This is a genomic window from Thermoanaerobacterium thermosulfurigenes, from assembly GCF_051201035.1.
GTDB classification, from domain to species: domain Bacteria; phylum Bacillota; class Thermoanaerobacteria; order Thermoanaerobacterales; family Thermoanaerobacteraceae; genus Thermoanaerobacterium; species Thermoanaerobacterium thermosulfurigenes.
This window is the reverse complement of record NZ_JBPODR010000011.1, coordinates 1-20290: the sequence shown is the minus strand read 5'-3', so window position 1 is coordinate 20290 and position 20290 is coordinate 1. Positions and strand designations below refer to the sequence as shown.

The following is a 20290-nucleotide window of genomic DNA, read 5'->3' as shown; positions in this document are numbered from 1 at the left end:
TACTATAATAAGTTAGAACTGACTGGTCAGTATAAAAAATATTGGAGGTGTATTTATGATAGGTGTGATTTCTAATGAGCTTAAAAAATTGGCCCAAAACAGATTTATTAGATTAGCTGTCATAGTAATTATTTTTATGCCGCTATTGTATAGTTTTCTTTATTTGTATGCATTTTGGGATCCATATGGCAAGTTAGACAAACTTCCAGTTGCAGTTGTGAATCAGGATAAAAGTGTGCTATACGATGGAAAATATAAAAGTTTTGGGGATGACATTGTAAAGGAATTAAAAAACAATCATGATTTCAAATGGAATTTTGTAAGCTACGATGATGGTTTAGATGGTTTAAAAGGCAATAAATATTATTTTATGATAGTAATACCGAAAGACTTTTCCAAAAATATTTTAAGTGTCAATGGCAATGCCGTAGAAAAAGCTCATATTCAGTATATGACAAATGACAAAAAGAATTTTTTGGCGACACAGCTTGGAAATAAAGCCATAGAAAATTTGACGCAAAGAATAGCTGATACGATAAGAAAAAGCTATATAGATACTGTTTTTTCAAATGTCAAAAACATGGGAAATGGTTTAAAACAAGCCTCTTTAGCAGAAAAACAATTATCAGACGGTGCAAAAATGCTAAATGATGGCGTTTCAAAATTGAATGATGGCATTAACAAAGCTTTGGCTGGAACAAATCAATTTAAAGATGGGTTGTACAATTTAAGCATTGGGGCAAATAACGCATCTTATGGCGCGTCAAATTTATCAAATGGCGCTCAGATTTTATCTCAGAAGTTAGATGAAGTAGACAAAAATAGCAATTTGATTTTAAATGGAATGAATAATATAAAGAGTGGTTTAAATGGAGTGAGTCAAGGTCTTAATGCGATAAGCAATAGCATAAACCAATTGAAAAGCGGTTCGACTGCTGTAACAAATGGTTACGATCAAATTGGTCAGAGTCTATCGTCATTTTTGACAGAATTTGATTCGGTAAGTAACGGATTGAACAGTATTCAGACAAATTTGGACAGCGCCGTTGTTGCATTAAACAATTATGTTGATAAACATCCCGAGGCCATGTCAGATGCGGATTTTAAGACGGCGATTACCGTTGTGTCAGAATCAAATTCAGGATTAAAACAAATAATCAATGGACTTGAAACTAACAAGGCCAAGATGGATGCATTGAACGATTCTCTTAAAAAATTAGACAGCGCTACTAATAATTTAACAATTGGATATGACAAATTGAATGATGGGGTATCTCAATTGCAGTCAGTCGTAACAGAAATTATAAATGGTGAAAATAATTTAAGCAATGGCATTTCTCAGTATGCAAATGGAATATCGTTGTTAAATCAAAAGATGAGCGAAATTACATCCGGGCTTTTAAAACTTAATGATGGACTTAATGCATTAAAACAAGGTGCTTCTAGTTTATACAATGGCTCTAAAGACTTAAATAGCGGGTTGGTGACGGTATCTAATGGCAGCAAGCAGATACAAGTAAACATGGAGAAACTATACAAAAATCAAGATCTTCTTTATAAAAAACTTAGTGATGCATCTGACAAAATAGAAGTGATGGGTACAAGTGATGAGAAAAAGAGCATGATAAATGAACCTATTATTCTTGATACTAAGAGATTAAATCCAGTAGCGAATTATGGCATTGGGTTTACACCGTATTTCATACCTTTATCACTTTGGGTTGGCGCATTGATTTTATTCTTTATAATAGATATTTACGATAAAAACGGCTATAAAGATATTAGCAACGCTTCAATTGTCGTAGGTAAATTGCTGAGCTTAAGCATCTTAGGCATTTTTCAATCGATAGTTTCTGGTTTTGTATTGATAGAAGCACTTAAATTGCCTGTGAACAATTTGATCTACTATTACGTTATAAATGCTGTAATGTCTGTGGTTTTTGTGTTTATTATTGGCTTTTTTGTAATGCTTCTTGGCATGGCAGGAAAATTCTTCGCCGTTGTGCTTTTGATGCTACAGTTGACATCATCTGGTGGCGTATTTCCTATGGAATTAGAGCCGAAATTCTTTAATATTCTAAATCCATTTTTCCCAATGACATACGGTACTCAAGCATTGAGAGAAGCCATTTCAGGCTCTAATACAGGAGTGATTACTCATGATTTATTTATTTTAGCATGTTTTGGGATTTTATTTATGCTTTTGTCAATTTTGCTGTCGGGAAAAGTAGGAGATAAGAATAAAATTGATGAAAAGTTAAATGCGGCAAATTAAATTCACATAAGATTCACATAAATATTTAATAATTTTGAAACTGCCAATAGTAAACAAACCTACGATTCAGTATATAGTTGAGGAAGCTGTAAACTCAGGCATAGAGGATATACTCATAATAACAGGAAGAAACAAAAGGGCGATAGAGGATCACTTCGACAGATCGATAGAATTGGAATTGGAGCTATGGGTATAAATAAAAAAATCTTGTGTAAATCTTATAAAGGTGTTAAAATAAATAAGTAATTGAATAAGACAGTTCGAAACCATCCTGTCTATAAACAAAACTACGGGCATTGCAAATTGAAAGTTTGCATATATGAGCACAGGTGGGCTGTGCTCTTTTTTCATTATGTTTATTGAAGGATGTGATAACTGGAAATTTTAGGAGGTATATCATGAACGTAGGATTTTTAAAAAAGAAGTACAGCCTTACTCAAAAATTGACTATCTCTGGATTGGTAATTGCATTGTACCTTGTTGTAATGTACTTTACACAAAATTTTGCTTTTGGCCAGTACCAAATAAGAATAGCAACATCGATTTATGCGTTGTCTGCAATTTTTCCATTTTTGGTATTGCCAATGGGATTAAGCAATATGCTTAGTAATATTTTAATGGGAGGCTTAGGGCTTCCTGATATGATTGGAGGCTTCTTTGTAGGCATATTGACGTCGTATGCAGTTTACCTTGTTAGAAAGTATCGTCTAAATGATTGGTTTATCTCAATTCCTATAATATTATTTCCAGGCCTTATAGTGCCAATTTGGCTTTCTGTTTTGCTTAAAATACCGTATCACATATTAGCCATAAGCGTTACAGTAGGTCAGATTATACCCGGAATTGTAGGTGTACTGTTAGTCAAACAGTTGAAAAACAAATTATGATGGAGTGTGAGTATCATGCCGAGAGATGAGAAAGAGCTTAATGGGTTATCTCAATTAGGGAATAAAGAAACTAAGTATATTTTCGATTACGATCCATCTTTGCTTGAAACATTCCCTAATAAGCATCAAGAGAATGACTATTTTGTAAAGTTCAATTGCCCTGAATTCACAAGCCTTTGCCCTAAGACAGGACAGCCTGACTTTGCTACAATATACATTTCATATGTTCCAGACAAATTGATGGTTGAAAGTAAATCATTAAAGCTTTATCTTTTTAGCTTTAGAAATCACGGTGATTTTCATGAAGACTGCGTAAATATAATTATGAAGGATTTAATAAAACTGTTGGATCCAAAATACATTGAAGTTTGGGGTAAGTTTACGCCAAGAGGTGGAATATCTATAGATCCTTACTGCAACTATGGAAGACCTGGTACGAAGTGGGAAGATGTAGCACAAAAAAGGCTTTTTTACCATGATATGTACCCTGAAAAAGTAGATAACAGGTGATTTTGTGATATAATATAAATATCAGTTGACGTTAAAGGGGATGCAATTTATATGAAAATAGGGGTAATAAGCGATACACACGGCGATTATACATCGTGGGAAAAAGCTATTAGCTATCTTCACGATGCTGATTTAATATTGCATGCAGGGGATGTTTTGTATCATGGTCCCAGAAATGATATTCCGTCTGGATATAATCCTAAGAAACTTATTTCTGCCATAAATGATTGCAAAATACCTATTTTGATATCAAAAGGAAACTGTGATGCATTTGTAGACCAAATGGTATTGAACATCCCTATTCAATCGCCTTACGTCTTTGCAGTGATTGAGAATAAAAGGTTTTTAGTACAGCATGGTGACAATGTAAGCCAAGACGAAATAAAGAATTTAATTTTCAGGTACAAGCTTGATTATTTTATTACTGGACATACTCATATTCCGGAGTTGAAGAGACATGACAACTGCATAATTGTAAATCCAGGTTCTACATCTTTAAGCAAAAGAGCTGATGGAATAAATACTATAAGCATAATTGATGATGATGGCATATATATTTTAGACATAGATACAGGCAATAAGATACTTGAAATAAAAAATTAAAACCACCTAAATAGGTGGTTTTAGTCATATTTATAGGACTTTTACTATCTTTTCATATCCATTTCTCTTTAACCTTGGATAAAGCGTTTTGCTTTCATCAAAGTATCCGAGAGATATAAGCATCACTACGACCTTGTCATCAGGTATACCAAATGCTTCTTTTAACTTATCTTCCTCAAAGCCGATCATTGCATGTGAGTCAACGCCATAGTATTTTGCGGCGTACATTATGGACATGCTTAAAAGCGATGTATTTCTAACGGCAAAATTGTTCGCCTTTAAGTCTGTATTGTAAAGCATGTTTTTAGCAAAATCGATGCTACCTTGAATCTTATCATCAGGAATTCCCACATCTCTCATATACCACCAAGCAGGATTGTCTTCCTTATATGCGTTTTTATCGCCAATCATGATTAAAGTTACTGGCGCATCAAGAATTTTTGGCTGTTTCAATGCAACATCATAAAGTTTTTCCTTTGCTTCCTTTGACTTTACAGCGATTATTTCCCAAGGTTGTAAGTTGAACGCAGATGGGGCCAAAACTGCTAAGTTGATTATTTTCTTTAATGTATCTTCATCAAGTCCTTTATTTTTATCAAAGAAATTGACAGAACGCCTTTCTTCGAACACTTCTTTTAAATCTTTCATAAAATTTCCCCCTAGTTTTGAAGTTACAACTAAATTATACCACATATTTTTTGAAAAACAAAGAATTCCTATAAACATACTATGTAATATGATTAAACTAAAAAAAGTTGTATAATATATGTGGACAAATTTTTGCATTGGAGGTCTTTTTATGGATTGGAATGAGATAAGAGAAAAAGCAAGGGAAAACATGAAGGGCTATTGCAGAGGATGCAAAAGATGTGATGGCATTGCATGTGCAGGTGAAGTCCCCGGCATGGGAGGCACAGGCACGGGAAATGGATTCATTGAAAACATAAAGGCATTAGACAGATGGAAAGTCAAGCTGAAGACGCTTCACGATGTCCTAAAGCCAGACATAAACACATCTTTTCTTGGCTTTGAAGTCAAGATGCCTGTTTTTGTTGCTCCAATGACAGGACTTAAGGGAAATGCAGGTGGATATTTGTCTGAGCGTGAATACGATATGATTGTCGCAGAGGCGTGTAAAAATGTAGGAACGATATTTATGTCAGGCGATGCGAATGATATGGACATGTATCCTGCAGGCATTGATGCTATAAAATCAACAGGTGTTTTAGGTATACCATTTTCTAAGCCTCGGACAGTAGATGAGATAATAAAGAAGGCGAAAATTGCCAAAGAAGCAGGTGCTATAGCATTTGGCGTCGATGTGGATGGAGCTGGGCTTATTATGATGGTAAGAAGCGGTCAGTTTGTAGGACCAAAATCGAGAAAAGAGATCGAGACGATAACTAAAAATATTGAGCTTCCTTTAATATTAAAGGGCATCATGACGACAGAAGAGGCAGTGATTGCAGCAGAAGCAGGTGCAAAGGCAATTGTCGTTTCAAACCACGGAGGAAGAGTATTAGATCACACTATGGGAACTGCTGATGTTCTACCGAACATCGCAAAGGCTGTTGGAGACAAAATCGAGGTATTGGTAGATGGTGGCGTAAGAACAGGGATCGACGTCTTAAAGATGTTGTCATTGGGAGCAAAAGCCGTCTTGATAGGAAGACCTATAATGATTGCTGCACATGGAGGAGGAAGAGAAGCCATAGAGTTTTATCTAAATAAGGTTGCTGATGAGTTGTATCAAGCCATGATTCTCACTGGATGCAAAGGCTTAAAGAACGTGCCGGAAGTGTATAAAGCAAGCTGATATATTAAAAACAGAAATGAGGCTTTTATATGAAAAATCCCAAAGTTGATGAGTATTTAGAAAAAGTTTTATTTTTCTCAACCAAAACAATCTAAGACGAGACAGTCCAGAGTTGAAAAATACATAGAAAAAATCTTAAGTGGGAAGGGATTAAATGACTAAACGGCGGGTGTTTTCTCCTATTTTTTATTTAAATTTTTTAAACAAGTTATTCACTTTGATGATTTGATTTGATAAAATATCTTTATATATAGATATAGTTGAATATGTTCAAAGGGGGACATTGAAGTGAAAAACATTGTCATTTACGATTCTACATTGAGAGATGGAGCTCAATCACAGGGGATTTCCTTTACAGTATCAGACAAAATAAAGATTGTTGAGCTTTTAGACGATTTTGGTGTAGATTACATTGAAGCTGGAAATCCAGGTTCCAATCCTAAAGACATGGAGTTTTTTGACATTATAAAAAGAAAAAGTTTGAAAAATTCCAAGTTGATAGCATTTGGCAGCACAAGGCGGGCAAATACGGCTGTGGAGAAAGATGCTAATGTCAGTTCGCTTCTATTGGCGGAGACAGAATATGTGGCAGTATTTGGAAAGTCATGGGACTTCCATGTTAGCGAGATATTGCGAACGACTTTAGATGAAAATCTCAATATGATATATGATACGATAAATTACTTGAAAAAGCAGGGTAAAAAAGTCGTATTTGATGCAGAACATTTTTATGATGGCTTTATAGAAAATCCTGATTACGCATTGAAAACAATTCAGGTTGCGTATGATGCAGGATCAGACAGTATCTGCCTTTGTGATACAAAAGGTGGCATGTTTCCTACAGAGATATATGACATAACCAAAAAGGTTGTAGATAAATTTGATTGTGAGATAGGCATACATGCTCACAATGACAATGGTATGGCTGTCGCCAATTCTATAATGGCTGTAGAAGCAGGTGCAGTACAAGTGCAAGGAACGATAAACGGATATGGTGAAAGATGTGGAAATGCAAATCTGTGCACGATTTTGCCAAACTTGCAGTTTAAAAAAGGAATAAAATGCGTTGAAGACGACAAGATGAGAGAGCTTACGGTACTTTCAAGAAGAATAAGTGAAATAGCCAATGCTGCACCAGATGAAAGAGCACCGTACGTAGGGAGAAACGCATTTGCCCACAAGGCAGGTATGCATTCAGATGCTGTTTGCAAAAACACAAGGTCGTATGAAATCATCGATCCAGAGCTTGTTGGCAATGAAAGAGTGCTTTTATTGTCAGAGGTTGCTGGCAGAAGTGCTTTAATAGGCATAGTAAATGAAGTAGATCCAACCATAGACCGCGATTCTGATAAGACGAAAGAGATATTAGATAAGCTAAAAGAAATGGAATCTAAGGGATACAAGTACGAAGGTGCTGAAGGTTCGTTAAAGCTTTTGATATTGAAGACTTTGGGACTGTATAAACCTTCATTTAGGCTTATAGAATTTAAAGTTATAGTCAATGAACCATCTGTTGATGATGTAAATTCATCTGCCCTCATAAAAATAGAAGTAGACGGGCAAGAAGAAATAACCGCTGCAGAAGGCGACGGACCTGTAAACGCACTCGATAAGGCAGTCAGAAAGGCTTTAGAGAGGTTTTATCCAGAAGTCAAGGAGATGAAACTTACAGACTACAAAGTAAGAGTTTTAGACTCTAATTCTGCTACAGCAGCGAAAGTAAGGGTAATAATAGAATCATCCGATGGAAACGAAATTTGGAGCACCATTGGTGTTTCTACAGATATAATAGATGCCAGTTGGATAGCGCTTGTAGACTCAATAGAGTATAAACTTAATAAAAAATGATGAAAAGGGACTGCTGCACAAATGACTGAATAGTTCATAGTGCATCAGTCTTTTTTAATACGCAGTTTTACCTTGAGATGCCTTAGCATATGTAATAAAATAAATATGTGATTTAGTTTGTGGGAGTTGATAAATTGAAGGAGATATTTTTTGGGCCTTTTTGCAACAATATTAGAGATACGCTTATTGGAAAGTCTATGGAAGCTATAAGAAATGGGAAAAGGATTTTATACATATTGCCTTCCCGTGAGGCTATGTTTGATGTAAGAGATAAGTTTATTAAATTAAATGGTGGTATTGTTGATACGGATATATTAGTGTTTGAAGATCTATCGATGCTTTTGTGCGGTGATTTTATAAAAGATTACACGGTAATATCGACTTATGAGATAAAAGAAATTTTAAGAAATATCATACGGAAATCTCATTACAATGGTTATTATAGAAATGTGAAAGACAAAGCAGGATTCTTAAAATCTGTTTTAAGTTTCATAAAGACAGCGAAGAGAAACATGTTAAATCCTACTGATATCAAAAAAATCGCAAATGGCTTAGAAAAAGATGTGTTAAGAGAAAAGCTGAATAATTTAGCGGAAATTTACATTGATTATGAGGAGTACAAGAATAAAAATGGATTGATTGATGTAGACGATATTTCAGTTAAAGCCTTTCAATATGCAAATAGTTCAAATTATTTCAGTAGAATAGGAATTGTCGTAATAGACGGCTTTATAAATTTAGACGGTGTAAATATGCAATTATTGAGGAAGATGGCCTTAAATGGCGATTATGATATTTACGTGAATATTCCATTTAAAAATGAGTACAATGAAATCTTCATAAAAAACGGCATCGTGAAAGATTTATTGGAGATTGGATTTAGGCTAAATGAAATGATGGAAGAAAGTATAGATGGCAGCAATGCTGAGAAAGTTTCTAAATATTTGTATTCAGGGAAAGAGATTATTAAAAGCGTAGACGGCACTCTTATGATCCTGAATAGTCCTTCCATAGAGCATGAAGTAAGAGAAGCTGCAAGGATAATAAAGAAGAAGATAGTATTTGAGAAAGTAAAACCTGAAAATATTGCTGTATTTGTGAAAAATATTGATGACTACAGAGAAAGCATAATTGATATTTTTGACGAGATGGGCATTCCTTTAAGGTTTAATGATGGCAAGAAATTAATATCAATGATGATTGCCGGTGATATTTACAGTTTGATCACATATAAGATAAATCATGATTTTAAAAGCTTTGACAGCATAATGAAATCAAAGTATCTGATGCCTAATGAAATAATTGACGTATACAATAAAGCATCAAAACTGATAGATGTATCTCATAGCAATTATGAAGAAGAATTTTTATCTGCATTAAACGACGACGAGTTTGAAAGATTAAAAAAATACATCAATATGCTTGTAGATTTCAAGGAAAAGCAGTATAAAGATACAAGTGAATTTCTGGATAGTATTTTAAATGTCATTGAGATGCTTAAAATCGATTCAAACATAATGTCGTTGTACGAATCAGGCATTATAGATGGAAGGAATTTTGTATACAGTTTAAAAGCGTTAGAAGCGATGAAACAAATTTTAAAGAATGTTATGGAATTAAAAAGGCTGTATGGTGAAACTTCTTCTGACGACATTGAGACTATTCAAGAGGACTTATTAGACATGATGGTAAACTGCGATATAATGATTAAAAATCTTGACATTGAAGGTGTTAAGGTGGTAAATCCGGATTTGGCAAGAGGTCAGAAATACGATGCAGTGTTTATCCTTGGTGCAAATGAGGGGGATTTTCCAACTACATCTTCTATCAATCCGATTTTTGATTTGCAGGATGAAGCTTATTTGGGAAATAGCCATCTCTATGTTTTTAGCCGAAACTTCGAAATAGAAAGGGAGAAAATAAGATTTAATGCCTGCATCGCTTCTTCTTTAGGTGATGTTTATATATCGTACAGAACGACAGATGAAGAAGGCAATAAAATGATTAAATCACCATTTGTATATGAGATTGAAAGTCTTTTTGATGAAATATCATTAGGAAAAATAGTTGCTCCTATTGTTTACATGAAAGATAGATTTACCTATAATCTAAATAATTTATCCAGCGAAGATGAAATAATGTATTTTTTGGCAAATTCGAAATGCGATGATGTTGACTTGAACATTTTGTCAGGCAGGGAAAACCTTACAAAAACGTACCAGCATATTAAATATTTATCATCATTAGAGAGAAAAAGAATGACAAGCAATGAAATAAATGAGTACACAGGGAAAATACATAGAGAGGAAAATTTAAAGATACTTGATGAAATTCACTTAAGCGCGTCAAGCTTAAACAGTTATGTTGCTTGTCCTTTTAGGTTTTTTGTGGAGACGCTTTTGGATATCAAAGTTTCAGATGAGTCAATTGAATTCAAGAAAAACATGGGCTCTACATACCATGAGATTTTGATGAAATATTACAGTGAAAATAAAGATCTCTACGATGTGAATGAAGAAAGGCTTAAAGATGTGATTGATAAAATCTGTGAGAATTTAGATGGAATTAAGAATGATATTATACTTGAAAAGTTTAAAAAAGAGATGTATGACACTATATTTAAGCTTATAGTAGATGATATATCAAATAGGCTTAATTATTACAAGAAGATTGGTGCTGAGCTTATTCCTTTAATGTTTGAAAAGAAATTCGAGATAGACAGTCATTACGGTGGTTACAGGTTTTACGGCAAGATAGATAGAATCGATTTAGAGCGAAGCATAGATGGTAATTTGACGGGGAAATACCTTATATACGATTATAAGTTAGGGGCAGTAGGAGGGCTAAGGCAGTGCATAGATGGTTTGGATTTTCAATTGCCCACGTATTACATGGCTGCAGAAGAAATTCTAATAAATGAGCTTGGCATCAAAAATCCATCCTGTTTAGGATTGCTCTACTACAGCGTAGAAAATATCAAAAGAAATGGGATTATGCTTTATGAATACAAGAAATACCTTTTTAAGGGAAATGCAGGCCCGAGAGATGTATTAAGCAAAAGTAGCTTTGATGTAATAATGGAATGGATCGAAAAAAAGGGAATTGAAAATGTAGGCAAAATGATGACAGGTTCTTTTAATCTGCCTGAAGAATGTCCATACGATGATTCTAATATAAGATGTCCTTATGTATCAATATGCAGGTATGATAAAAGTGAAAGTAAAAGAGGTGTAAATGGTGTGTAGTGTGTTGATTGAAGAAGATCTAAGCCAAGAGCAATCACGAGCTCTTGATATAAGTAAAAACGTAGCATTAAAAGCCGGTGCTGGTTCTGGCAAGACGAGAGTATTGACTAAAAGGTACATAAAGCTTTTGAATGATGTGACTGATATCAAGATTGACAATATCGTCGCAATAACATTTACTCGGAAAGCTGCTGCTGAAATGAAAGAAAGGATAAGAAAAGAAATAGAATCACTGTGCAAATCAGATAAGGATGGCAAAAAATGGACTGTATTTAGAGATTCACTGATATTTGCCAACATCGATACTATTCACGGTTTTTGCGAGAAAATGATAAGAGATAATTTTGTCGAAGCCTCAGTCGATCCTACGTTTTCTATTATGGATGAGGCGGAGGTTAGCACAGCAGTTAAAAAGATGGCGGAAATTGTGACAGGTGAAGTGATAAACGATGAAAAAAATAAATATATGTTAGCAACTGCATTAAAAAAATATCCTTCAAAGATATTTACGGGAAAAATGTTTCAATCTGAGGTAATAAGCTTATATTTCCGCATGAAAGAAGCTGGACTATCAGTTGAAGACATAAAATTGTCTTATGAAAGCGATGAATCAACAAAGGCCATGGAAAATTTGGCGCTTATAATCTTAGAGAAAATAGAGGAAAATTATAAGGCATTCAAATCAAGCAAGAATTTGCTTGACTTTAACGACTTAGAGACGATTGCGCTAAAACTTCTTTCTAACGATATCATAAGAAACGATTATTTTGAAAGGTACAGATATATTCTCGTAGATGAGTTTCAAGATACGAATCGCCTTCAAAAAGAGATTATTTTAAAGCTTACTGAGAAAGATGGTAAGATTCCAGATGGCAAATTGTTTATTGTAGGAGATATAAAACAGTCAATATACGGTTTTAGAGGGACGGATTTTAGGATATTTGATGAGTTTTGCAGAAAAATAGAAGCAGATGGAAAAGTGCTTAATTTAAGCAATTGCTACAGAAGCACAAAAAACATCATATCAACAATCAATGACGTCTTTAAAAATTTGATAGAGCCTTACGAAGAATTGAAGTATCAAAGCTTTGCTGACGAAGGCCCTAAAGTAGAACTCATCACTTACAAAAAAGATGATATAGTTAATGAAAAGAATGAAAGATATAAAAAGATAAAACAACTTTTGAAAGACGATGACAATAAAGGAAAGCTTAATGAGTTGCTGATGGAAGACGGAGCTTTGGCTAATTCAAGAAAGGATTTTCAGGGCAAGATTATAGCAGGTAGGATTTTAAAGCTTGTAGGCGAAGGATTTGAATATAAGGATATTGCTGTACTTTTAAGAAGCAGGTCAAGTCTTAAAAGCATTGAAGGTGCACTTGCGGATTGCGGCATACCGTATTGCATCATAGGTGGGATTGGATTTTGGGATAAAAGGGAGATAATTGACATCATTTCGGTTTACAAATTGGCTTTTGACACATCGGATGAAATTGCGCTTCTTACAGCTTTAAGATCGCCTATTTTTGGATTTAGCGATGATGATTTATTTGCGTTCATGAATATATACAATGGCCAATGCATAGATGATCCGCTGGAAGCTTTAAAAAATTTTTCTCCGAAGTGCGGTGACGATAAATGGGTCATAAAAAGAGCTTGCAACATTTTGGATAAGATTTCGAAGATGAGGGGTGTATACAACCCATACGAAATATTCAAGATGATTTTAAAAATCACAGAGTATAAAAAACTTTTGATTTCATTGCCAAATGGGTATCAAAAATTCAGAAATGTTGAGAAGTTAGAGAGTATAATCAAAAGCTTTGAAGAGAAACGCATACTCGATTCAAAAGATTTGATTGAGTATTTAGATGCTTTGAAAGAGTCATCAGGGCTTGACTCTGAAGCTTTTTTGGATACTGAAGAAAGCAATGCTGTTAAGATTATGACTATTCATTCATCAAAAGGTCTGGAGTTTGATGCTGTAATAATACCTGACATGGATAAAGCTACTGATGGCATATCGGTGAGAAAGGCTCCTTTATTTATGCTAAGCGAAGAAGGCTACATTTTTTGTATAGGTGTCAATGATGATGGAGATTTGGATAAATCGGCAAACAGCTTATACAAAGAGGAATATGACAGGTATCTTGAAAAGGAAAATATGGAGAGCAGGAGACTTTTTTATGTAGCTTCTACAAGGGCAAAGAAGTTTTTAGCGTTTATAGGGCAAATGAAAGATAATATAGACGACATTGACGAAGATAGCAAGCTTAACTCATTTATGAAACAGTTGCTATTTGCTATTAAAGATGGCTGTTCTAACATAGACTACATTGATGGTAGTTGTTTACAATCATATGCAAAAAGCAAGCCTTATGATGTAAAAGAATTGGATGAAAATGTAAATAAAATGAAATTATTTGGTGGGTTGATAGATAAAATGCCTCTTAGCGTTAAAGGCAACGTTTCTGTAACTGCATATATTGATTATCTGACGTGTCCTATGTTCTACTATTACAAACATATTGTATCGCTTACTGACGAGTATGTTGAATTAGATGGAAACAGTGATGATATTTATTCAGAAAGCGATGACAAAATAAGTGCTTTAGAAAGAGGGACGATTGTTCATAAAATACTTGAAACTTTAGATGATGATGACTATATTGATGTAAGTAATGTAAATGATGAAATCATCAAAAGGTATATTGACAATTACTACATGCTTAGAGATAAACATAGAAAGAAGATAAGTGGCAGATTATTAAAAAGATTGAAGGAATACAAATTTAGGGTGCCTATAGATGACAACATAAATTTAAACGGAGTAATTGATAGAATTGATATATACGAAAATGATGGAAATATTGAATCGTACATTTTTGACTATAAGACAAACAAAATAGATAGCGATGATGATTTGGAGAAAATAGCTAGACATTACACACCACAGATTCATGTTTATTCGCATGTTTTAAGGCGTTTAAAAACTATAAGTGGTTTTTCTCAAACTTTGAAAGGTGCTTTTTTGTACTTTTTAGATGTAGGCAAATACGTTGAAGTTGACATTTCTGATCTTTATATCATGGAAACATTAGAGAAAATCCTTAAGGCTACACCATTTTTATTAGGTGCTAAAGGGATTGAAGAATATGTCAGCCGAAAAAGGGAATATTGCAGTATGTGTTTATACAACAAAATTTGCAGATAGTATTGGATTTTCGTCTGTAATATGTAATAATATGGTTAAGTATTATTTAATGGGGGGTGGGTAGATGACAGACCCAAGGCTAAAAAAGCTTGCAAATCTATTGGTGAATTACTCTACAAAAGTCAAAAGAGGAGATTTTTTATTGGTTCAAGCAGGAGATATTGCTATACCATGGATAAGCGAAGTAGTTAGGGAGGCAGTTAAGGCAGGGGCCCATGTTGAGACATTGGTTGACATTCTTGATGTGTCAGAGATTATTTTAAAAAACTCTACCGATGAGCAACTTCTTATGGAAAAATATATTCAGAGAATTGCTCTTGAAAAAGCCGATGTGTGGCTTACTGCGTGGGCTAACAAAAACACAAAAGCTAATTCGAATGTAGATCCAGCTAAGCTTAAGTTGGCGACAAAAGGAGCGTCTTCATGGAGGAAAGTTTACTCTGAAAGAATGGGCAATGGTTCTTTAAGGTGGTGCGGCACACAATATCCTACGCAGGCAGATGCACAGGAAGCTGAAATGAGCCTAAGTGAATACGAGGATTTTGTTTACGGCGCAGGTTTATTAGACAGCGATGATCCTATATCATTATGGCAAAAAATACGCATGGAGCAAGATATATGGATTGATTATCTAAATAAAAAGTCAGAATTGCATATAGTATCAGAGGGAACTGACATATACGTCAATACGTCAGGTAGGAAGTGGATAAACTGCAGTGGTACAGAGAATTTTCCTGATGGAGAAATTTTTACATCACCTGTTGAAAACAAAATCAATGGTCACATCACTTTCAGCTTCCCAGGAATATACATGGGTAAAAGCATAGAAGGTATATACCTGGAAGTTGAGAATGGACTTGTCGTAAAAGCCACAGCAGAAAAAGGTGAAGATTTATTGCACGCTTTGATGGACACAGATGAAGGTGCAAAACATTTTGGAGAAGTAGCCATAGGCACCAATTACGGCATACAAAAATTTACGAGGAATATGCTTTTTGATGAGAAAATAGGAGGCACAGTGCATATGGCGTTAGGTGATTCTATGCCTGAAGCAGGTGGGAAAAATCGTTCTGCTATCCATTGGGATATGCTTTGCGACATGAGGCAAGGTGGGGAAATATACGCAGACGGTGAACTTTTCTATAAAGATGGCCATTTTATTAAAAGTGTTTTGTAAGCTAAAAAAAGGCGTTGGCATGAAGCCGCGCCTTTTTAATATTATACTGTAGGTTCTTGCTTATCGAGTACAAATACACCTGGTACTAAAAGCAATATTATGACAATTATCAAAACTATCCATACCCAGTAATAGTCGTCTTTTGGTTTCTTCTTGCAGTCAGTTCCAGACATTACAATACCCCCTTTTTTATATAAATGGGAACAGATACAATAACATATTATGATAAAAAAATATTTTTGTTACGGTATAAAATATTCCCTGTTTCTACAAATAATGATATAATGTTTATATCAAATGTTAAAATTTCTTGTCGTTTTTTCGATATAATGTATGGAACTTAGATATGTAAGGAGGTCAATAATGCTAAATCGATGCTTCTGTGGGGGAGACGTAAAGATAGAGATGGCAGAATATGTGTTGATGAAGGGGAAAAAGACGGTAGTTTATAAAAATGTTCCAACTTACGTTTGTCAAAAATGCGGTGCTAAATATTATGACACAGAAGTATTGGATAAATTACTGAAAAAAGAAGAAAGAAAGTCTCTTTTTGGCTTGATTAAAGCGTGATCTTTAAGGTGTAAGGGAATGAAAATAGTCGTTAATAAAGAAGATGCTTATTTGACATTGAAAGAGTTTTTACTAAATAAAGGTTTTTCTCCAACTCTAATAAGAAAGTACAAAAATCGTGGTAAGATGCTTGTAAATGGAGAAATTTCAATAGTTAACAGGATTGTCTTTGAAGGAGACACTGTGGAACTTTTGCTAGATGATGAAAACACATCAGTAAGTCCTGAAAAAATGGATTTACATATATGCTATGAGGATGAAGACATTTTGGTTGTCAATAAAGATGCTGGTATAGTTGTCCACCCTACAGCCGGGCATCCTGATGGTACACTTGTAAATGGTGTTGCTTGGTATTACGAAAAAAATAACATTAAGGCGCCAATAAGGCCTGTCAATAGGCTAGACAGAGATACATCTGGCTTAATCATTTTTGCAAAAAATCCTTTTATGCAAAATTATCTTCAAATTGTCTGCCCTATGAAAAAATTATACATTGCAATAGTCGAAGGAGATATGGATGGCAGAGGAACGATAGATTTGCCTATAAAAAGAAAACCAGGCAGCACCATTGAGCGAATGGTAGATGATGAAGGAGATACGGCAGTGACAGATTTTTATGTACTAAAAAGAAGCGAAAAGTTAAGCCTTGTAAAGTTAGAATTAAAGACAGGCAGGACGCATCAAATAAGAGTTCATTTAAGCCATATAGGACATCCCATAATTGGCGATACGTTATATGGTTCGGATACCTCTTATATAAAAAGGCAGGCACTCCACGCTTATAGACTTACATTTAGGCAGCCTTTTATTGGAAAGTGCATCTCTCTCTATTCGCCAATTCCGGATGATATGAAGGCTGTTTTAAAGAATGCCTTCTAAGTCAAAATCAGGAATAAAGCTTTCTGATGCACTTTCATCATCCTGGACAAACCCGTTTTCCAGACCTATTTCAAAGAAATATTCTATAGCTTCTTCATATTCTCTATTGCTTATCCTTTTATTTAATTCTTGGTATTTATTTGCGTTGTAATACGGTGTATATTGTCCCATAAGGCTTATATACACTTCGTTAGATAGATTATCCTTTATCCATTTCAGTATCTTTTTTGTCTCATCTAATTTCCCTGGCAATATTAAATGGCGTATAATTATTCCCTTTTTCATTATGCCGTCGTTATCAAAGACAGGGTTACCTACCTGACGATACATTTCTAAAATCGCCTTTGTAGCGTACTCAAAATAATGTGATGCTTTAGAGTATTTTAAAGCAGATTCATCACTGTAATATTTTAGATCAGGCAAGTATATATCTATGAGCCCTTCTAAAGTCTTTAGAGATTCTACATTTTCATACGCATTTGAGTTGTAAACTATAGGTATACTAAGTCCATTATTTCTAGCTTTAATAATAGACTCTTTTATTTTTGGAACATATATTGTAGGAGACACAAGATTGATGTTGTGAGCACCTGCTTTTTCTAAATTCATAAAAATATCTGCAAGCTTTTCTGGTGAAACACTTACTCCAAAATTCCCTTGGCTGATTTTGTAGTTTTGGCAAAATACACATCTTAAATTGCAGCCTGTGAAAAATACTGTTCCAGACCCTCTGCTGCCACTTATGCAAGGCTCTTCCCACTCATGAAGATATGCTTTTGCTACCTTTATTTCACTTGACATGCCGCAAAAGCCTACTTTTGCACTGCGATCAACATTACAATTTCTTGGACATATATTGCATACTTCTGATACCATTTAAAACACCTCATAAGTATTTTAACATATTTATTATACAAACAAAGTATGAAAATTTCTTTAAAACTTATAGTTAAATTATAACTTTTTGCCAACAAAATGAATCGACGAAGTGTCTATAGATTGTATTAGTTCAGATTGAGGAGGTAAAAAATTGCATGACGAAAAACAAAAAAATGACGATGAATTTATAAAAATATATATGAAGTACAAAACACCTGTGTATTTTTATGTTTTATCTATCTTGAAAGATGCTGGACTTTCAGAAGACATCATGCAAGAAACATTCATAAGAGTGAGAACAAACATCTATAAATATGGCTCTATTAATAATTTACGAACATGGATAATGAAAATTGCTCGGAATCTTGCTCTGAATTGTTTGCGGGATAGAAAGTTTGAATTATTAAATTATGAAGAAATAAATGCTAATGTTGAAGAAGCTGTAAATGTTGATGAGTTTGTTACGGATTCTATAATGATAAATGATGTGCTGAATTATCTCAGTAATGATGAGAGAGAAATATTTTCGCTACATGTCTTTGGATGTTATACACATAGAGAAATCAGTGAGATTTTGAATATTCCACAAGGTACCATACGGTGGAAATATTCCATAATCAAGAAAAAACTTCGTAAATTATTAAAAAAATATTAGGAGATGATATTATGAAGTTGTATTACTTTTATAAGGAATGTCGCAAGTATGCTAATGAGCATACGCCTGATGTATTAGAAAAGGTATTGAAAGCACCTTTAAACGAAAATACAGAAAATACAAGCGTAGAGTGTCAAAAAAGATCAGTATGGAATTATTTATTGACATCATTCATAGCAGCGGCTATTTTAATGTCTTTATCAATAATATTTGTTAATATACATTTTTGGGGATCAAATAAGGAAAATGGAATAGTTCCTAAGGTTACTTTAAGTCCATCGTATAATATTGTCTATGCTATGCAAAAAACTTATGACAATATTAAAACTATTGTAATTGAGGGCAAAGAGATATCAAAAAACATGAAGACAAATGTGGTTTTATCTAATAATTCCTGGAAAGAAATATATGCTGGCCCATTAAACTATCGATATGAAACGCCTGATTTTATAAGAGTCGTAAATGGCGATAAGTCATGGAATTATTACAAAGACTTAAATCGCATTGAAATAATTCCTTCAGATCCATCTGGCTCACCTTTCTTAGCCCTTAAATCAAAAATAGATGATATAGCAAAAAATGATAGTTATAAATTGGTAGGCAGCGAGAAAATAGATGGAATTGATACCAATGTAATTGAAGTAACATCAGGTAATTCTAAGGATGATAGCTGGGTAGAGACTTATTGGATAGATAAAAAGACAAATTTCATTTTAAAACAAGAAACTCTCCATAACGATATTAAAACAATAATAATGTATAAGACATATTTTGCTTCTGACATTGACAAGGAAAGTTTAAAACCTAATTTTCCTTCAAACGTTCCTGTAATTGATAGATTAACCGAGTTTGATATTTTTCATTCGATTAATGATGCACAGAAGGCTATTAACTTTGATATAATTGTACCAGATAAGATTCCTAAAGGTTTTAAGCTATTTGAGGTACGGAAATATAAAAATGAAAATGCTATTGAGCTTGACTACTACAACGAGGATTTTACAAAATTTATATTTATACAAGAATACCATAAAGATAAGACAACTGTAAATATTATGTCAAATTTAAATGACGACGTATTAAAACAATTGAAGGATGATTTGAACAAGTAGACAAAAATATTTTTATTGACATAAATTAAATAATAAATGATATCTAAAGCAAGAGAAGGAGTGAGAGAAAATATATTTTCACTTCTTCTCTTGCTTTGTGGTCCTTATCTTTAAGATTGAAAAACCTGATCTAACGGTTTTTCACCCCATACTGCAACTGGACCAGCGTTGTATCTTTTTACAAGGTGATCTGAGCTTATATTTCCGAAAATCCCGTCTACAGTTATATCGTCCCAGGATTGAAAAGACATTAAAGCACTTTTAGTTTCTGGTCCAAATATGCCATCTGCTTCGCAGTGACAGCTTGAAATTAAATAGTATCTGCCGACGGCGTTTAATGCATACTGCATTCTATACACATCTTGTCCCGTATTGCCTTCAGTTAATGTACGTGTAAAAGGATATGTCATTCTTTTCACCTCACTTTCATTATTTTTAAAAGGAATTCATCGACCGATTTACCTTCTATATATAAAAGAGTGTTTTATTTTTGAAATACAACCTTTGCTAAAGTATTTTTAAAATTTAATGTCTGTATAATGGGGTTAAATCCCTCAGCTTAAGCTGAAACCTTTAGGTCAACGAATAAAAATAAATAATCACTTCTAGTAAAAAATAAA

Annotated in this window: 17 protein-coding genes and 1 pseudogene; 14 read left to right on the top strand and 4 right to left on the bottom strand. The window is 33.9% G+C overall.

What is annotated here, in order from left to right; genetic code table 11:
• The first annotated feature begins 55 nt into the window (after positions 1 to 55).
• From HNR52_RS05920 to yfcE, 5 genes and pseudogenes are all read left to right on the top strand, one after another.
• Entirely contained in the window at positions 56 to 2275 is a 2220-nt protein-coding gene (locus tag HNR52_RS05920) for a YhgE/Pip domain-containing protein (RefSeq protein WP_013787559.1), read from the top strand.
• A gap of 40 nt (positions 2276 to 2315) precedes the next feature.
• Positions 2316 to 2462, top strand: a pseudogene (locus tag HNR52_RS05915) (sugar phosphate nucleotidyltransferase); the annotation flags it as partial.
• Between the two features lie 211 nt (positions 2463 to 2673).
• Positions 2674 to 3162: a QueT transporter family protein gene (locus tag HNR52_RS05910; protein ID WP_435619969.1), complete on the top strand. Its 489-nt coding sequence runs from the start codon at positions 2674 to 2676 to the stop codon at positions 3160 to 3162.
• A gap of 15 nt (positions 3163 to 3177) precedes the next feature.
• Positions 3178 to 3672 carry a preQ(1) synthase gene (gene queF / locus HNR52_RS05905; protein ID WP_013787561.1) on the top strand — a complete coding sequence of 165 codons (495 nt, stop codon included), beginning with the start codon at positions 3178 to 3180 and terminating at the stop codon, positions 3670 to 3672.
• A 51-nt stretch (positions 3673 to 3723) separates the two neighbouring features.
• Positions 3724 to 4275 carry a phosphodiesterase gene (yfcE, locus tag HNR52_RS05900; RefSeq protein WP_435619968.1) on the top strand — a complete coding sequence of 184 codons (552 nt, stop codon included), beginning with the start codon at positions 3724 to 3726 and terminating at the stop codon, positions 4273 to 4275.
• Positions 4276 to 4305: 30 nt separating this feature from the next.
• Here yfcE and HNR52_RS05895 read toward each other — a convergent pair whose 3' ends face one another.
• Positions 4306 to 4923 carry a nitroreductase family protein gene (locus HNR52_RS05895; RefSeq protein ID WP_435619967.1) on the bottom strand — a complete coding sequence of 206 codons (618 nt, stop codon included), beginning with the start codon at positions 4921 to 4923 and terminating at the stop codon, positions 4306 to 4308.
• Positions 4924 to 5074: 151 nt separating this feature from the next.
• Here HNR52_RS05895 and HNR52_RS05890 point away from each other — a divergent pair, with 151 nt between their 5' ends.
• From HNR52_RS05890 to HNR52_RS05870, 5 genes are all read left to right on the top strand, one after another.
• Positions 5075 to 6091 carry an alpha-hydroxy-acid oxidizing protein gene (locus tag HNR52_RS05890; RefSeq protein ID WP_435619966.1) on the top strand — a complete coding sequence of 339 codons (1017 nt, stop codon included), beginning with the start codon at positions 5075 to 5077 and terminating at the stop codon, positions 6089 to 6091.
• Positions 6092 to 6379: 288 nt separating this feature from the next.
• A complete protein-coding gene (gene cimA, locus HNR52_RS05885; RefSeq protein ID WP_435619965.1) occupies positions 6380 to 7939 on the top strand; it encodes a citramalate synthase in 1560 nt (519 codons plus the stop codon).
• Positions 7940 to 8073: 134 nt separating this feature from the next.
• Positions 8074 to 11184: a PD-(D/E)XK nuclease family protein gene (locus HNR52_RS05880; protein ID WP_435619964.1), complete on the top strand. Its 3111-nt coding sequence runs from the start codon at positions 8074 to 8076 to the stop codon at positions 11182 to 11184.
• Positions 11174 to 14398, top strand: coding sequence for a UvrD-helicase domain-containing protein (locus tag HNR52_RS05875; protein WP_435619963.1), 3225 nt, complete (start codon positions 11174 to 11176; stop codon positions 14396 to 14398). The genes HNR52_RS05880 and HNR52_RS05875 overlap by 11 nt, the downstream gene beginning before the upstream one ends.
• A 64-nt stretch (positions 14399 to 14462) precedes the next feature.
• Complete coding sequence (locus HNR52_RS05870; RefSeq protein ID WP_435619962.1) at positions 14463 to 15575, top strand: aminopeptidase; 1113 nt, start codon at positions 14463 to 14465, stop codon at positions 15573 to 15575.
• Between the two features lie 41 nt (positions 15576 to 15616).
• On the opposite strand, the gene HNR52_RS05865 is transcribed toward HNR52_RS05870, so the two are convergent.
• A complete protein-coding gene (locus HNR52_RS05865; protein ID WP_274893191.1) occupies positions 15617 to 15748 on the bottom strand; it encodes a hypothetical protein in 132 nt (43 codons plus the stop codon).
• A 190-nt stretch (positions 15749 to 15938) separates the two neighbouring features.
• Here HNR52_RS05865 and HNR52_RS05860 point away from each other — a divergent pair, with 190 nt between their 5' ends.
• Together HNR52_RS05860 and HNR52_RS05855 are read left to right on the top strand one after the other, a co-directional pair.
• Positions 15939 to 16145 carry a YgiT-type zinc finger protein gene (locus HNR52_RS05860; protein ID WP_013787570.1) on the top strand — a complete coding sequence of 69 codons (207 nt, stop codon included), beginning with the start codon at positions 15939 to 15941 and terminating at the stop codon, positions 16143 to 16145.
• A gap of 18 nt (positions 16146 to 16163) precedes the next feature.
• Entirely contained in the window at positions 16164 to 17024 is an 861-nt protein-coding gene (locus tag HNR52_RS05855) for an RluA family pseudouridine synthase (RefSeq protein ID WP_013787571.1), read from the top strand.
• On the opposite strand, the gene HNR52_RS05850 is transcribed toward HNR52_RS05855, so the two are convergent.
• Positions 17007 to 17900: a radical SAM protein gene (locus tag HNR52_RS05850; protein WP_435619961.1), complete on the bottom strand. Its 894-nt coding sequence runs from the start codon at positions 17898 to 17900 to the stop codon at positions 17007 to 17009. The two genes, HNR52_RS05855 and HNR52_RS05850, sit on opposite strands and share 18 nt — an antisense overlap.
• Positions 17901 to 18054: 154 nt before the next feature.
• Here HNR52_RS05850 and HNR52_RS05845 point away from each other — a divergent pair, with 154 nt between their 5' ends.
• A complete protein-coding gene (locus HNR52_RS05845; RefSeq protein WP_094044710.1) occupies positions 18055 to 18558 on the top strand; it encodes an RNA polymerase sigma factor in 504 nt (167 codons plus the stop codon).
• 11 nt (positions 18559 to 18569) lie between these two features.
• Positions 18570 to 19670, top strand: a complete 1101-nt coding sequence (locus HNR52_RS05840) for a LolA family protein (RefSeq protein ID WP_434629429.1) — start codon at positions 18570 to 18572, stop codon at positions 19668 to 19670.
• A 110-nt stretch (positions 19671 to 19780) separates the two neighbouring features.
• On the opposite strand, the gene HNR52_RS05835 is transcribed toward HNR52_RS05840, so the two are convergent.
• Positions 19781 to 20080 carry a peptidoglycan-binding domain-containing protein gene (locus HNR52_RS05835; protein WP_094044706.1) on the bottom strand — a complete coding sequence of 100 codons (300 nt, stop codon included), beginning with the start codon at positions 20078 to 20080 and terminating at the stop codon, positions 19781 to 19783.
• Positions 20081 to 20290: the final 210 nt, after the last annotated feature.